Source organism: Allobosea lupini, assembly GCF_900109525.1.
Lineage (GTDB): Bacteria > Pseudomonadota > Alphaproteobacteria > Rhizobiales > Beijerinckiaceae > Allobosea > Allobosea lupini.
The window spans coordinates 197,717-211,387 of sequence record NZ_FOAN01000008.1 but is presented as its reverse complement, the minus strand read 5'-3'; the positions used below and the strand labels follow the sequence as shown (position 1 = coordinate 211,387).

The 13,671-nt window shown below is 63.2% G+C and carries 13 protein-coding genes and 2 pseudogenes; 8 read left to right on the top strand and 7 right to left on the bottom strand.

All coding sequences use genetic code 11. The features are described from left to right. Nucleotides 1–745: 745 nt before the first annotated feature. Nucleotides 746–1,363: a nitroreductase family protein gene (locus tag BMZ21_RS22945; RefSeq protein ID WP_091840122.1), complete on the bottom strand. Its 618-nt coding sequence runs from the start codon at nucleotides 1,361–1,363 to the stop codon at nucleotides 746–748. A 97-nt stretch (nucleotides 1,364–1,460) separates the two neighbouring features. Then, nucleotides 1,461–2,249 carry an SDR family NAD(P)-dependent oxidoreductase gene (locus BMZ21_RS22940; RefSeq protein ID WP_091840119.1) on the bottom strand — a complete coding sequence of 263 codons (789 nt, stop codon included), beginning with the start codon at nucleotides 2,247–2,249 and terminating at the stop codon, nucleotides 1,461–1,463. 104 nt (nucleotides 2,250–2,353) lie between these two features. Here BMZ21_RS22940 and BMZ21_RS22935 point away from each other — a divergent pair, with 104 nt between their 5' ends. Then, nucleotides 2,354–3,250 (top strand): LysR family transcriptional regulator, encoded by an 897-nt coding sequence (locus BMZ21_RS22935; RefSeq protein ID WP_091840117.1) that lies wholly within the window; start codon nucleotides 2,354–2,356, stop codon nucleotides 3,248–3,250. 824 nt (nucleotides 3,251–4,074) lie between these two features. Here the strand turns inward: BMZ21_RS22935 and BMZ21_RS22930 are convergent. Continuing rightward, nucleotides 4,075–4,938 (bottom strand): annotated as a pseudogene (locus BMZ21_RS22930) (ArdC family protein); the annotation flags it as partial. 320 nt (nucleotides 4,939–5,258) lie between these two features. Continuing rightward, nucleotides 5,259–5,846: a hypothetical protein gene (locus tag BMZ21_RS22925; RefSeq protein ID WP_091840114.1), complete on the bottom strand. Its 588-nt coding sequence runs from the start codon at nucleotides 5,844–5,846 to the stop codon at nucleotides 5,259–5,261. Nucleotides 5,847–6,414: 568 nt separating this feature from the next. Between BMZ21_RS22925 and BMZ21_RS22920 the strand changes: the two genes are divergently transcribed. Both BMZ21_RS22920 and BMZ21_RS22915 read left to right on the top strand, forming a co-directional pair. Beyond that, nucleotides 6,415–6,765, top strand: coding sequence for an MbcA/ParS/Xre antitoxin family protein (locus BMZ21_RS22920; protein WP_091840112.1), 351 nt, complete (start codon nucleotides 6,415–6,417; stop codon nucleotides 6,763–6,765). Nucleotides 6,766–6,773: 8 nt separating this feature from the next. After that, the gene (locus BMZ21_RS22915) at nucleotides 6,774–7,271 is read left to right on the top strand and encodes an RES family NAD+ phosphorylase (protein ID WP_091840109.1); all 498 of its coding nucleotides are present in this window, start codon (nucleotides 6,774–6,776) and stop codon (nucleotides 7,269–7,271) included. A gap of 468 nt (nucleotides 7,272–7,739) precedes the next feature. On the opposite strand, the gene BMZ21_RS22905 is transcribed toward BMZ21_RS22915, so the two are convergent. Next, a complete protein-coding gene (locus tag BMZ21_RS22905; protein ID WP_091840238.1) occupies nucleotides 7,740–7,922 on the bottom strand; it encodes a hypothetical protein in 183 nt (60 codons plus the stop codon). Between the two features lie 561 nt (nucleotides 7,923–8,483). Between BMZ21_RS22905 and BMZ21_RS22900 the strand changes: the two genes are divergently transcribed. From BMZ21_RS22900 to BMZ21_RS22890, 3 genes are all read left to right on the top strand, one after another. After that, complete coding sequence (locus BMZ21_RS22900) at nucleotides 8,484–9,362, top strand: alpha/beta fold hydrolase (RefSeq protein WP_091840105.1); 879 nt, start codon at nucleotides 8,484–8,486, stop codon at nucleotides 9,360–9,362. 65 nt (nucleotides 9,363–9,427) lie between these two features. Next, complete coding sequence (locus BMZ21_RS22895) at nucleotides 9,428–9,754, top strand: antibiotic biosynthesis monooxygenase family protein (protein ID WP_091840103.1); 327 nt, start codon at nucleotides 9,428–9,430, stop codon at nucleotides 9,752–9,754. Between the two features lie 268 nt (nucleotides 9,755–10,022). Beyond that, nucleotides 10,023–10,595, top strand: coding sequence for a CGNR zinc finger domain-containing protein (locus BMZ21_RS22890; RefSeq protein ID WP_244543970.1), 573 nt, complete (start codon nucleotides 10,023–10,025; stop codon nucleotides 10,593–10,595). A gap of 79 nt (nucleotides 10,596–10,674) precedes the next feature. On the opposite strand, the pseudogene BMZ21_RS22885 reads toward BMZ21_RS22890, so the two are convergent. Then, nucleotides 10,675–11,070 (bottom strand): annotated as a pseudogene (locus BMZ21_RS22885) (HipA N-terminal domain-containing protein); the annotation flags it as partial. Next, on the bottom strand, nucleotides 11,054–11,371 hold the full coding sequence (locus tag BMZ21_RS22880; RefSeq protein WP_091840099.1) for a helix-turn-helix transcriptional regulator: 318 nt from the start codon (nucleotides 11,369–11,371) through the stop codon (nucleotides 11,054–11,056). The gene BMZ21_RS22880 and the pseudogene BMZ21_RS22885, both read right to left, overlap by 17 nt. Nucleotides 11,372–11,676: 305 nt before the next feature. Between BMZ21_RS22880 and BMZ21_RS22875 the strand changes: the two genes are divergently transcribed. Beyond that, nucleotides 11,677–12,615 (top strand): GHMP family kinase ATP-binding protein, encoded by a 939-nt coding sequence (locus BMZ21_RS22875; RefSeq protein WP_091840096.1) that lies wholly within the window; start codon nucleotides 11,677–11,679, stop codon nucleotides 12,613–12,615. Continuing rightward, nucleotides 12,609–13,661: a PLP-dependent cysteine synthase family protein gene (locus BMZ21_RS22870; protein ID WP_091840094.1), complete on the top strand. Its 1,053-nt coding sequence runs from the start codon at nucleotides 12,609–12,611 to the stop codon at nucleotides 13,659–13,661. The genes BMZ21_RS22875 and BMZ21_RS22870 overlap by 7 nt, the downstream gene beginning before the upstream one ends. Nucleotides 13,662–13,671: the final 10 nt, after the last annotated feature.

Sequence of the window (13,671 nt, the reverse complement as noted above, 5' to 3'; positions counted from 1 at the left end):
TCTCGCGGCCAGGGTCTAAGATCCCCGGTATGACGCCGCAGCGCGGCTGAGCAACCCTGACCAGCTCCGCCGCGCTGCTTGAGCTCGGCTGGAACATCGATGAGAGTGACATCTCTAACGAGCGCCCCAGGCGACTTGTCTATCGGGTTCTGACAGGATGTGTAGGCGCAAAGTTAGAATGTCTCACCGTGGCAAACTAGGAATGTCACACTCCTCCGCCGTGACGTGCGTTGGAGTCTGGCATGGGCTGGGTGGAGATGAGCGAACGGGAGCTTCGCCGCGCTGAGGTGCTGGCATCGGTCTTTGCGGGCCGCTTGACGATGACGGCCGCGGCCGAAGCCAGGATGGCCGTCATTCAGTGCAGCGCTTCGGAGCCAGGTACGAAACGGCGAGGCCCTCCTGCGTAGCGCGAGACCGCCTCCGGATCGGAGAAGGCGGCCACGAAGTCGATCCGGTCGATGGATTGAGATGGCGTCGGGCCGCTATCCTGTCCGCGCAGTTGGCGCCTGCCAGCCGGTTTGAAATGGGCGCTGAGCTATGACATTGTCCATGCCGATGGCACCATCGCTGCCGACCAGTGACGCCCAGCAAAAGTTATCCGCGCGGCCAATAGCTTCACATCATGAAACTTTATCAGTTACATGATGTGAAGCCTGTCAAGCACGCGCCGTTGAACGTGCGATCGGCTGACAGTTGCCCGGTGTAGGTCGCTGCAGTGCTCGTCGCCGCCGAGCGGCGAAGCCCATCAGACAAGCTCGAAGACTTGCGATAGCGGTCTGCGCGGTTTCTGCGGCCAATTGTCAGGTGCCGCATAGCCGACAGCAAGCAGCAACACTGGTATCTCGTCGGGGCCGAGCCCGAACTGCTCGGAGACCGCTTCGGGATCAAAACCGATCATCGGAGCTGTTCCGAGCCCCATCGCATGCGCAGCAAAGAGCATGGTGCCGGCGGCGAACGTCGCGGTTCGAATCGCCTCGTCGCGCTGGCGCCAGGGCTGGTCGCGATACAGGCTCTTGGCTGCCGCTTCCCATCCCGCGACCATCGGCGCGGGCATGATCCCGGCTTTGACGACCGGAGCCAGGCGTTCAGCAAGAACGCGCTCGTCAGTCAGTTGCCCGCAGACGATGAAGGTCACGGCCGCATCGGTAATCTTCGCCTGATCCCAGGCGACCTTGCGCAGCCTTGCCTTTTGCTCCGGGCTTCTGACGGCGATGAAGCGCCAGTTTTGAAGGTTGAACGACGTCGGTGCTTTCGTCGCGAGCCGCACCAACTCGCCAATCTGCTCGTCGCTGACACTGCGCGACGGATCGAAAAGGTTGATCGTACGACGTCCCTCGATAGCTTCGATTATGGGATGGCTCATCGCGTGTCCTTTCCAGACATGAGGCATGCTCCGCCGACCACCGACAGTGCCGGCGGTAGTCGAGGGCAGCGGGTTGAATGAGGGGCTAAGGCGCCCGCTAGACGATGCTGTCGACGACACCGCCATCAACGCGCAGAGCAGCACCCGTCGTGGCGGAGGCCTGTTCTGAGCTGACGTATAGGATCATGTTCGCGACCTCCTCGACGCGAGCGGCCCGCCGGATGATCGAGGAGCGGCGCTGGGCGAGAACGAAATCGGCCGCCACTTTTTCAAGGCTATCGCCTGTGCGGTCGACTTCGGCCTTGAGCATCTCGGCGACACCATCCGAGAGCGTGGGGCCCGGGAGCACGGCGTTCACAGTCACACCAGTGCCCGCCAGACGCTTCGCTAGCCCCCGGGAGATCGCCAGTTGGCCCGTCTTCGTGAAGCCGTAGTGGATCATGTCCTCGGGGATGTTGAGCGCGGACTCCGAGGAGACGAAAACGATTCGACCCCAGCCCCGCTTCGTCATGCCGGGTGCGTAGGCGCGAGCCAATCGCACGCCGGACATGACGTTGATCTGAAAGAACCTTTCCCAGTCCGCATCGGGTGTATCGAAGAAGTCCTGCGGGCCAAAAATTCCAAGATTGTTAACAACGACGTCGAACTCCGGGTGCTGTCGCATCAGCCTACTGCAGGCCTCTTCTGTCCCGAGATCGCCTGCGAAGCCGTCGACGCGCCCCCCGAACTGGCTCAGTCCCATGATGGCGGTCTCCACGCCGGCATCCGTCCGGCCGTTGATGAGAACGTGTCCGCCCGCCTTCAGAAACCCTTCGGCGACAGCTAGGCCGATGCCGGCGGTCGAACCAGATATCAGGATCCGCTTGTCGGTGAAGTCGATGATCACGGCAGGCTTGCTCCGGTGAAATCTATTTCGCAAAAACTATAATTGCGAGCAGCTTTGTGCATAATCGGCTTTTGCCACAAAGCAGCTTTCGAGATTATCGTAAGATGGATCGAATCGACGCACTTCGCCTTGTCATCGATGTCGATGAGAAGGGTAGCTTTTCCGCGGTCGCGCGGCAGCGATCGATCGCGACGTCGACTGTCGCGCTGGCGGTCGGTCAGCTCGAGCAGGAGCTCGGCGTTCGGTTAATGGTGCGCACCACGCGGCGCCTGGTCTTCACGCACGAGGGTGAAATGCTTCTCGCCGACGCGCGCCGGATCGTAGCGGAATGGGACGGCGCCGTCGGCAGCTTCCGGGATGATGGTCCGTTGGCGGGTCCTATCCGGATCACCGCGACCAACGACTTCGGTCGCTCGCGGCTACGCCCGCTGCTGGATGCGTTCCAGTCGGTGAACCCGGCCGTCCACATGACCTTGATGTTGAGCGACGACACCGTCGACCTGGTCGAGGAACGCTTCGATCTCGCGTTGCGCAGCGGACCGCTGCCAGACTCGACGCTGCGGGCGCGCCTCCTCCTGCGCGGGCCACGCGTTGTTTGCGCGTCGCCAGCTTACTGGGCTCGCGCGGGAAAGCCTGATCACCCGGACGATTTGATTGAGCACAACTGCATCGTACTCTCACGGCCCGGGGCGCCACTGTCGAATTGGCCGTTTCGCCAAGGAGCCAAGCATTTCACCATCAAGGTGTCCGGAGATCGGCAGGCAAGCGATGGCGACGTACTGCGAGATTGGGCAGCGCAAGGGGTTGGCGTGATACTCAAGAATCGGTGGGACGTCGATCACCAACTGAAGAACGGCGCATTGGAGATCGCTCTCGACGGCTACAATGCGGGTGACATTGATCTGTATGCCGTTCAGCCTGGCGGCGCGCCGAGCCGCCGCGTTGCCGCGTTGGTTGAATTTCTCGCAGAAGCGTTGGTTTCATCCAGAGCCGGCGGATGAATCGAGGCTCCAGGTTGCGATCACCAGACTAAATTAACAAGCCGGAGCTATCGCGCAGAGCGGCCTCGTCCTCACTGCGGCCGATCAGTCGCCTCGCCGCCGCGGCTCATGTCAACGCGAGGCGCTGGCGCTAGGCGCCAGCCAAGCTCGATGCAGCACGCACAAGATTATCGAATGAATTCAATGCGTTGATTACCAGAAACGCCGCGTTGATGTCGCTCTTCGCTGGTCCGCGCGGGACCGCCCAACCAGGCAAAGTCGGGAGCACAAAGGCAGACAGAGCGAAGGAGTCAGCGGCAAGATCTCTTTAAGCTTACCCGCTCAGGTGCGCTTTAATCTACATGAACGAAATAAAAGCGCGCACTCTGTCAAAATCAAGTAATGACAATAATCTTGCACTATCGCTCGCGCTTGCCAATTGTTCTGTCATCTTGGCGCGCTTGGTCCTTGTGATCTGATTTTCTATCCCGAGCGTCGCAGCCAACTCCCGCAACAACTGCTCCTGCCGTGTTTCCGGATTAGCATTTTCGCCACGAATTCCCGCACCCTCATCGCCAGAGCCCGATCGCTGCCCTCGAGCAGAACGCCGCGACCAATGCAGCCTGTCGGCGGTCGGTCGGGTCATGTGGCGAGGGAACGCGACGGCGAGCCGGTCAGCGACCGGCGGGCGCGGCCCTGGTCCTTACCGCATGCCGCCGCCAAGCGCTCTTCGCCGCATCCGGGACCGGAGGAAGGAGGGCGCTGGCTCCTCCTTCTGGGCTGTGAGGTAAACGAGATCAGGCGGCCGGTTGGTCCGATTCGGGATCCTGCTGCAATCCGTGCAGCTAGGTCACGGCGCGCTGCGCATGAGCGGCTGCCTGGAAAATCGCACGCTTGTCGTCAGCAAGGCGTTTCAGCCAGCTTGCCATGTAGGCAGCGTGATCAGGCCGCGGCTCAAGTTCGGGAACGATGCCGAGATCGGCGCAAAGCAGCGCCGAACCAATCTCCGCCACCAGCTCCTCTCGAGCCCGCTCGGTGCGATCTTTGCCATATCGGCTGAGATCGCGTCCGACGCGGCGGGAGTCTGCCGTCCAATGCACGGTCTCGTGGCTGAGGATGGCGACGTAGCTCGCGGCGTCGCGGAATGTCTCGAAGGGCGGCATCTGGATGTGATCGGTCGCGGGCGAATAATACGCCTGTGTGCCGCCATGTCGGATAACGGCGCCGGTTTAAGCGAAGTAGCGGTCTGCGCGTTCGATCCGCTGGTCCGGATTGAGCTGCGGTCCCGGCCTGTGGAAATAGTGCTCCGGCAAGCCTTCGATTTGCTCGATGTTGAAGACGCCATAGGCCTTGAGGAACGGAATGTCGTTTTCGATCTCGTCACCGCGTGCGTCGGTTTCGGTTCGAGTGAACCGGCTCGCATAGATCACGGTCGCGCTGGCTTCGCCCTTGCCGACATGAGCGCCCAGCTCGCTCGCCTGCCGGAAGGTCATCCAGATCGGAGCCAAATATCCTCGCGCCATGGACGCCGACCAGAGCAGCAGTACGTTCATTCCGGTGTAAGCTTGGCCATTGTGGCGCAGGGGGCGGGTAATCCGCCCGGGCGCGTTTGCGGCGCTCCACGGCTGAATCCAGGGACGCACCCCTTTCTCCAATTCGGCGACGACGCACTCGGTGATACGTGCATAGAGATCCGCGCGTTGTCCTTCTTATCTCTTTCCCATGGTCCTGAACCTCCGTTTGGAGGGCCGCGAGCCCATCGCGGCCGTCACGGAGGTCCAGCGCCGGGGAAATCAGGTGGGCGGCGCACCCCACGGGCCGAAACGCAGTGGAGGGCGGCAACGCCGCTGCGCTGGCCGCCGGCCCCGGCAGGACCGACAGCCGAGACGGCCGCAAGGTCGTGGGTTTCTCCCCTTGTCGGCCGGGCCCGGTGGAGGTGGACATGCGAGCAAGCTTGCGCCTGACGGGACCAGCCTGCTCGATACGTGATGCTGGAGACGGGCGAGCCTATGGCCGCGGCCGAAGTGCCTCAACCGAGAGCCGCCATCTGGAGCTCGGCCACCTTGCGGTCAACGCTCTGACCGGGTTTTTCGGCCAGCCTCTCGAAAGGTTTCCAGCGCTCGCCCACGACCCGCTCATAGGCGGTGACGGCACCCTCTGCCGCCATAAGCAGCGCGTGAGATTGGATCGCCATGTCTGCGGCGAACTCGCGCTTGCGCTGGGCGGCGCCGTCGAAGCCGACGTTGCGGTCGCGATCTTGATCGCGCGCATCGCTTGCGGCTTTCGCCGTGGCGTCGCGAGCCTCAGTGACCGCGCGGCTGTAAAACTGGCCGGCACCATGGGCGGATCCGACATAGGCACCAACGGTGCGCTGGAGATGGAATTGCATCGCGCGTTCTCCGAGGCTTTCAGTGAGTGCATCGGCGGCCTCGACGATCAGCTTCTCGTGGAGGTCGCGGATGCCGTCACAATCGACGACGGTCAGGCCGAAACTCTCGGAGATGACGGTGGCCTGGCCGGCATCGGGACAGCAGAGTCGAACCATGTCGAGGTTGGCGCTCTTCCGAAGCGGGGTCGCACGTGCGGTCTGGCTGGAAACGGCAGCGCCTTTGGCCATATGAAGATCCTTTCCTGGCGTTTCTCCCAAGAGCTGAGGCCGACTTCTGCCGACCCTCCCTCGGGTGCGGTCAGGAGAAACCGGCAACAGGCGGACGCTTCAGGGCCCGGGGCCGCCAGAGCGAGCGGGGCGGAGCGTGCGGACAATCAGGGCTGGTCAGCCCTCGCGCAGAACGCAGGCCCATCCTGCCGAGCCTGGCGGTTTTGGCTGCCCCGCGGCGCGGAACCCGGCGTTGAAGTGACCGGCCGCCGGTTTACGACCGTAGTCAGACCAGAGGGGGATCGGCGGGATCGCCGTGTCCAGCGCAGGAGCCGCAAAGGGAAACGGACGAATCGCGCCCACCGTTCCTTCTGCCAATCTGCTCGTTCGCCGGCGTGGTCGCATGATGGAATCTGCCGACGACAGCGTCCTGCCTCGATCGCGTCGAACCTTCGCCTGCGCCGGCCGATGGCCGTCAGCGCGAAGCGGGTTCCCTCCCCTCTCATTGCATCCCGCTCTTCGTTGAATGACGCCGCGACTGACGCTATATTGCGTCATCATTAGAGGCAGAATGCCTCAGGAGGGCCATATGGGTCTTGTCCAGTATTCCGATGACGGGTTTTTCGTACCGCGCAAGATCGCCGATGCCTTTCGCACGACCAGTGAAGAGGTCGCCCGGACGGCCGGCCTGGGCAAGGATGCCATCCAGCGCAAGGAGCGCGTCCGGTCGGAACGAACCCAGCGCCGTCTGCGCGAGATGGTCGAGATCATCAATAAGACCGAGCCGCGCTTCGGCTCCGCGCTGATGGCCTATGCTTGGTATCGCTCCGAGCCGCTTCCAGGCTTTTCCGGTCAGACCGCGATGCAGCTGGTGCGCGCCGGCCGCGCCGACGACGTGCTCGACTATATCGATGCGGTGGACGCCGGCGTCCACGCCTGAGCCTGACGATGATCTATCGCGGGCCGCTGTTTCGCGCGCTGAATCCGATTTTCGCGCTCGAACCGCTGTCAGGGCGTGGCGCGCAATTATACGGCGGTCGGTTCAATCCGAAGGGCGTGCCGGCGCTCTACACATCCTTGACCATCATGACCGCCCTGAGGGAAGCCAACCAAGCCGGCAACCTGCAGCCAACGACGCTCGTTGCCTACGAGGCGGACATCGAGAACATCTTCGATTGTCGCGACGAAGTGGCGCTTGCGACAGAGGCTATGGACGCCTCCGCGCTCGCGGACAGGACATGGCGCGATCAGATGAAGGCCAACGGGGAGGCACGACCGCAAGCATTTGCCCGGCGTCTCATCACCGCCGGCTACACCGGCCTGCTCGTCAGGAGTTTTGCGGCCGGATCGAGTGCAGACGATCTAAACCTCGTGCTTTGGAGATGGAGCGACGCTGCCCCAACCCGCCTCATTCTGATCGACGACGAGAACCGGCTCTCGCGATAGATCGCCTAGGCCGCGACCCGAGGCTCGCGACTTTTCCAAACTTGCGCAAAGTCGGCCTCGATCCCCACTAGCTGCCGACGCTTCTCGGCAAGTTCGGCGGCGAATGCGAACTCGTCGCCCTCGTGCGTTCGGTAGGAGGCAAGGCGGAGTCGGGTATCGGCGAGGCGCAGACGATAGCGCGCTTGCTCGCCCGCGAAATCGCCGAGCACAGCTCAAAAGGGGGCCATAGCGCCGAGCCGCATGACCCGTGACTGGTAGCCCGATCTCGTCTTCGGCGCCGGTGCGCATCAGCAAGGTGCTGTAGCGATTGCCGCCCCAGCGAGCCGCTTGTCGGTAAATTCACGGTCGAATCTGCTGAGCGCAGGCACTTTCACACTCCTGCTCAAGCTGAAAACCGGGGTCAGAATCTCCCTAGATCTGAGCGTGGCGCAGCTCGCGGGCGGCATTTTTGGGCGGAGAGGGGCCGGTTCAACGATCCGGCCGCCACTCGATGGGATCGAACTCGGAGATGGTCTCGACCTCGCCGTCATCGAGTTCGGCCGAAGGCAGGACGCCGAATGCCCCGTTTGTCCGGAAAACAGTGACTGAAACCTTGAGGGTCTGGGCGAGCTGGAAGGCGTGGTTCTGGCCGAGCGTCAGATCGCGCGACATCGCGAAGGCTCCATCGGGAAGCGGGTCCATTCCCGCTCGATGGCTCCGTCAGTGTCCGGCCCCGGACGCGATCACCGCGCAGGGCAAAGCCCAAGCGGCCGCAGCTTGCTAGCGCACCCCTCGGGGTTGATCGTGGAAGTCCCGGGGCCGGACCAGGACGCCATCCCAGACGAGCGGGAAGGGTCTTGCTCCTCTGATCGCCTTGCGTTCACGTGGATGATCCGGCGCGACCCCGCTGCACTTTCGGCGCACCAGGTAGGGCTTGTCGTGCCACGATCGCAGCCGGCCGATTGTGCCGGGCCGCCGTTCCGCTGCAGCCCTGATCGATGGCCGACGGCAATTGCTCCTGGGCAGTCGCGCGCGCGGGCGTCGTCAGTCAGGATCGGTACCGGAGAACCTGAATTCCAGCGGCGATTAGCCCGCAAAGAGCGTTACGCGGCTCGCTCAAATCAGCTGGATGGGTTGTGTCCCCCAACTTCGCACCATCAAGTCTATCGCAGACCTGCACGGAACCGCACACCGGCTAAACACGTTTGAATGGTGTCAGACGGAGAAGTCACCATGCATGATACCTCGATCCGATATCGCCGTGAGCAAATCGGCGAACATCGCATCTTTTTGCGAGAGGCCGGTCCGAACGACGCACCGGTGCTTCTACTGCCGCACGGTTATCCCTGTTCTTCCTACCAATTCCGCCGCCTCATGCCGACGCTGGCCGATCGCTGGCGCACCGTGGCGTTCGACTGGCCGGGCTTTGGCTACAGCAGCACGCCCGATCCGGGCAGCTTCGGCTACGACTTCGACTCCTATCAGGCCGTCCTAACCTCCGTGACCGACTATCTCGACCTGGACCGTTATGCGCTGTGGCTGCACGATTACGGCTCGCAGATCGGTCTCAGGCACGCGATTGCCCACCCCGGCCGTATAGCCGCACTGATCGTGCAGAATGGGGACATTTACGAAGACGTGCTCGGGCCGAAGTACGAGACGATCAAGGCCTATTGGACCGACAAAACGCCGGAGAATCATTGCCCGCTCGAGGAAGCGGTCAGCGAGGAAGGTTTCCGCGCCGAGTTTGTCGGCGAGGTGGCGGAGGACGTCGCTGCGCGCGTGCCGCCGGATTTGTGGAAGCTGCACTGGCCACTGATGAACACGCCCGTGCGCCGCAAGGTCGCCGTCGAGCTAATGGAGAAGCTCGAGGAGAACCTCGCCTGGTTTCCACGCTACCAGGGCTGGTTGCGCGAGCATCGCCCGCCGACGCTGATCGTTTGGGGTCCAGAGGACGGCTACATGCCCGCCGCGTCCGCGCGTGCCTATCATCGCGATCTGCCTGACGCCGAGCTGCATATGCTCGAGGACGCCGGTCATTGGCTGCTCGAGACCCATTTCGACGCGGCGCTGCCGCTCGTACGCGACTTCCTCGCTCGGCATCATGCCTGACGGTCGCGCCGCTCTCTCGGAGCTGCTGCGGGCTTGCTAATCGTCTGCACACAAAGGAGCCTGACATGCCAACCAAGCCGACCATCGCCCGCATCTGGCGTGGGCGCACGCGCCGCGATCGCGCCGATGAGTATGAGGCCTATAATCGTATGCACGGCGTCCCGCCCCTCGAGAACACCGCACTTGGCGTCCAGTTGTTCCGCGAGGACCGCGAAGAGGAGACATGGTTCACCACGATCTCCTATTGGGCCGACATGGACGCGATGAAAGAATTTACCGGGGGCGACGCGACAGCGGTGCATCATCTCGACCGCGATCCCGAACTGTTGATCGAGCTGCCCAAGCGCATCGAGATCCACCGCATTCTGGTCGACCGGGAGGGCCTGTCCTAAGCACCCGCCTCGCGAGCAAACGCCGGCTCCATCAACGAGGGAGAGCACATGGCGACCGAGCCGACCATAGGGCGCATTTGGCGGGCACGAACTCGGCGCACCGACGAGCCGGTCGACCTCCACTCGCTGCCGCGCAACGACAAGTCCCTGATCGCGAAGCCCGACCGGATGGAGCTATGCCGCGTTCTCGTTGGCCGGCAGGGGTTGCGCTGCGCAGCAGCGTAACGGGATAGGCAGAGGAGCCAAGTAATTGAGTGATTGTCCCCGAGTGGACGAACCGAAACTGCTCCCGCACCGCATCGCCGGCAATCTCGCGCTTGACCTCGCCAACACCTTTAGCTTCCGCGGCACCGCGTGCGAAGTTGATCATCTGGCGGGGATCGACGACGTGCAGGGCTGGGCGGCGGCGGCCGGGCTCGTGGATGATGGCTGGTCGGTTCCGCCGACGGAGTCGCGGTCGTTCCTCGCCACTGTTCATCGTCTCCGCATTGCCGTCGACGTGGCCGGTGCAGCCATCGCGGACCATGCCGAGCCGCCGGCAGACGCGCTCGCCACCATCCGCGACATTGCTGCTGGGAGCCTCGCACGCGCCACCCTCGTCGGCGCCCCCGCGCATCTCTCATTCACCGGCACCGACCGCATCATCGGGCCGATCGCTTGGGCAGCGTTGGATCTGTTGCGCGGGCCGGAACTCGACCGCCTGAAGCAATGTCCGTCCAACGATTGCCAGTGGCTGTTCATCGACCGCACTAAGAACGGCTCACGCCGCTGGTGCGAGATGGCAACCTGCGGCGACAAGGCGAAACGGCGAACACGCAAAGCAGCCACAAGCCGAGGCTGAGCCGCTATGCCTGACCGCCCCAAAATGTCCAGCCGTCAGCCGTCGTGGATGCGCGCTACGAGAGTTTACGCAGCCACGTCGGGGGATCCGATCCGTCCCAGGGCCTGTCGGCGCGCGCATAGGCGAAGAGCTGGCCGGCCTTGGTCCGGCCGCGACCGGGGTCGAGCACGGGCGCCGTCCGCACATTACCAGCGTGGTGCTGTTCCATCGCCTCGCGCAATTTGTCTTCCGGCAGGAGGTTGGCGAAGAATGCGGGCAAAGCTCTGGCGAGAGGCTGGGGATCCTTGCGCAGCCTTCCGGCGGCCGCCCGGAAGGAGGGGCTGAGGATGGTAAAGCCGCCGGTCGCGCGATAGGCCTCCTCGAAGTTGAAGGCGTTGAAGTCGCCCGACGTCCTGACGATCGTTCCGACCTTTAGCTCGTGCACCAGCACGTCATGGGAGGGGACGGCTGCCGGCCTTTTAAACCTGAGAGCCACGATCGCCCTCTTCGGGTTGGGGAGCAAAGGCAGGCAGATCGTCGTCGGCATGCGGCTGCAACAGGGATCTGACGGCCGGAACCATGGCTTGCGGAATCAGCATCAGCTCCAGGCCCAGGGCACGGGTGATGTTCATCAAGGTGGTCGCGCGCGCGGCGGCTGCGCCCGTTTCGATGTCGCGATAGCGCGGGCGCGATATGCCGGCGAGGTCCGCAACCTGTTCCTGCGTCAGCGACGCAGCAAGTCGCGCCTGCTTCAGCAGGCGACCTATCTCCAGCACAACCGCCGATTCCGATGACATTATGAAACCTATACGATTCATTTGAGGTTGATTTGATACGTATAGGTATCATTCTCAGGCATCAAGACGATTGATCCGTATACAGATCATGCGGCGTCAAATGATACTTTAACAGATCAATTAAACGAGTATGACGCCCTCCCCTCCGACCAAATTGATGCCGGAGGACACTACGGCGATCGGCTTTTGTCGCCTAAACAGCCGGCCGGCGGCGGTCGACCTTGAGTCAATGGCGGAATTTGCTGAAGGCAGATTTGCACCACCAAAGCCACCCCTACCCAGATGCTGATCGTTGGGAGCGCGTCGTGGCCGAAGTCTCCAAAACCGCCCAGAATGGCAAGCCGTCGCGAAGGATCGGCGTCGGGGCTGCAAGCGGCCACCATGGCGAGCTGGTTCAAGGGGTCTTCGAAGACCGGCACGGGCGACTGCATCGCGGCTTGGTCACCCTCCCCCTCACGAGGTTGGTATCGACGGCGACGTTCACCTATGCGGCGACGCCTGAGCTCACCACGCACCCCGGCGACAAGATCAAGGCGGGCTTGGCGGCTCGCAAGACGCTAAGCCATCTGGGCGTTGCAGCAGGAGGCTTCCTGCAAATCCAGAGCAACATTCCAATCGGTCATGGTTACGGCTCATCCACTGCGGATGTCGTCGCCGCCGTTCGCGCGGTGGCGGCAGCCCATGCTGTCCGGCTAAAGCCTTCTCTTGTCGGCCAGCTCGCGGTCGCCGCCGAAAGCGCCAGCGACGCTCTTGCCTTCGATGAGCATGCTGTTCTCTTCGCGCAGCGAGAGGGTGCCGTCCTGGAGGATTTCGGCGGCTCGTTACCACCAATGTTGCTGGTCGGATTCAAGGCGGTGGGAGGACGGCCGATCGACACGCTCGCGCTGCCGCCTGCACGCTATGACAGTATCGAGATTCAGCAGTTTCGTGTCCTGCGCGCACTAATCGCCTATGCGGTCCGCCATCAGGATCCCAATTGCCTTGGACGAGCGGCGACCGCCAGCGCGCTGCTCAGCCAGCGGCATCTACCGAAACAGCATCTCGAGCAAGTCATCGACATTGCGAAAGGCGCCGGCGCATGCGGCGTTCAGGTGGCGCATAGCGGCTCACTGCTCGGCATTCTCTTCGACCACGCCGGCACAAACTTACGACAGCGTGCGCAAAGCGTTGCGGTCTCGGTGCGGAGCTGCGGCTTCCACGATGTCGAGTTTCACCAGATCAACGACGATGGCGCGACATGGTAGCCCTGGATGGTGATTATTTCCGCGCGCTGGAAACGCCTCGCATGGCGGCGCTGGCTCCCAATCTGATCGCGGCAGCCTTCCCGCTGATGAAGCTCATGCCGGCGCGCTATATCCTGGACCGCGCGGTCGCCGACGGCGCCTTCGAGGCTGGGATGCGCATTGTCGAGACCACATCCGGCACATTCGGCATGGCTCTTGCCCTGCTGTCGGCAGCGCGCGGATACCGGCTCACCCTGGTCACGGCCTCAAGCCTGGTCGACGCGAATTATAAGGCGCGCCTCGATTGGTTAGGCGTGCAGATGATCATCACGGAGGACCGCGCCGGCAATGGTGATCAAGTAGGCCGCCTAAAGCAGCTCGAGCACATTCGCTACGAGGAGCCTCACTGCTTTTGGCCGCGGCAGTATGACAATCCGGGAAACGCGCTCGCCTATGCCCGGCTGGCCGAGCAACTCGTTCAGACGGTCGGCGAGATCGACTGTCTTGTCGGCTGTGTCGGGAGCGGCGGGTCGCTGTGCGGGACGGGACTGTTTCTACGTACCGTCTTTCCGCATCTCGTTGTCATCGCGGTCGACACCCATAGAAGCGCCCTTTTTGGACACCCTGCCGGCAAGCGGTTGTTGCGCGGTCTCGGCAACAGCATCCTGCCTGGCAACCTCCGGCACGACCTGATCGACGAAGTCCACTGGGTCGGCGCCTATCCGGCGTACAGCGAGGCTCGCCGCTTGCTTCGCGAGCATGGCGTTTTCCAGGGACCGACCAGCGCTGCCGCGGCTCTGGTTGCCAGATGGGCTGCGCGCTCTCGGCCCAGCGCCCGGATCGCGGTCATCATGCCAGACGAGGGTCACCGCTACGCGGGGACAGTCTTCGATGATGCGTGGCTTGCCTCGTTACCAGGCTGGCCCTGCTCGCCACCGTCCGAGCCCCGCGAGCTCACGAGCGTCGAGCCTGGCTCCGAGACGGACTGGACATGGCTCAAATGGGCGAGGCGGAGCCTGAACCAGATCGTCCATGACGAAGTCGAGAATGAGGGACACTCTCAGTGATCTCTTGGGC

Bases quoted from the DNA above. Each gene is read 5' to 3' on its own strand.
- BMZ21_RS22915 (WP_091840109.1), top strand. From the start codon at position 6,774: ATGATCTATCGCGGGCCGCTGTTTCGCGCGCTGAATCCGATTTTCGCG.
- BMZ21_RS22935 (WP_091840117.1), top strand. From the start codon at position 2,354: ATGGATCGAATCGACGCACTTCGCCTTGTCATCGATGTCGATGAGAAG.
- BMZ21_RS22870 (WP_091840094.1), top strand. From the start codon at position 12,609: ATGGTAGCCCTGGATGGTGATTATTTCCGCGCGCTGGAAACGCCTCGC.
- BMZ21_RS22900 (WP_091840105.1), top strand. From the start codon at position 8,484: ATGCATGATACCTCGATCCGATATCGCCGTGAGCAAATCGGCGAACAT.
- BMZ21_RS22880 (WP_091840099.1), bottom strand. From the start codon at position 11,371: ATGTCATCGGAATCGGCGGTTGTGCTGGAGATAGGTCGCCTGCTGAAG.
- BMZ21_RS22920 (WP_091840112.1), top strand. From the start codon at position 6,415: ATGGGTCTTGTCCAGTATTCCGATGACGGGTTTTTCGTACCGCGCAAG.
- BMZ21_RS22895 (WP_091840103.1), top strand. From the start codon at position 9,428: ATGCCAACCAAGCCGACCATCGCCCGCATCTGGCGTGGGCGCACGCGC.
- BMZ21_RS22905 (WP_091840238.1), bottom strand. From the start codon at position 7,922: ATGTCGCGCGATCTGACGCTCGGCCAGAACCACGCCTTCCAGCTCGCC.
- BMZ21_RS22925 (WP_091840114.1), bottom strand. From the start codon at position 5,846: ATGGCCAAAGGCGCTGCCGTTTCCAGCCAGACCGCACGTGCGACCCCG.
- BMZ21_RS22945 (WP_091840122.1), bottom strand. From the start codon at position 1,363: ATGAGCCATCCCATAATCGAAGCTATCGAGGGACGTCGTACGATCAAC.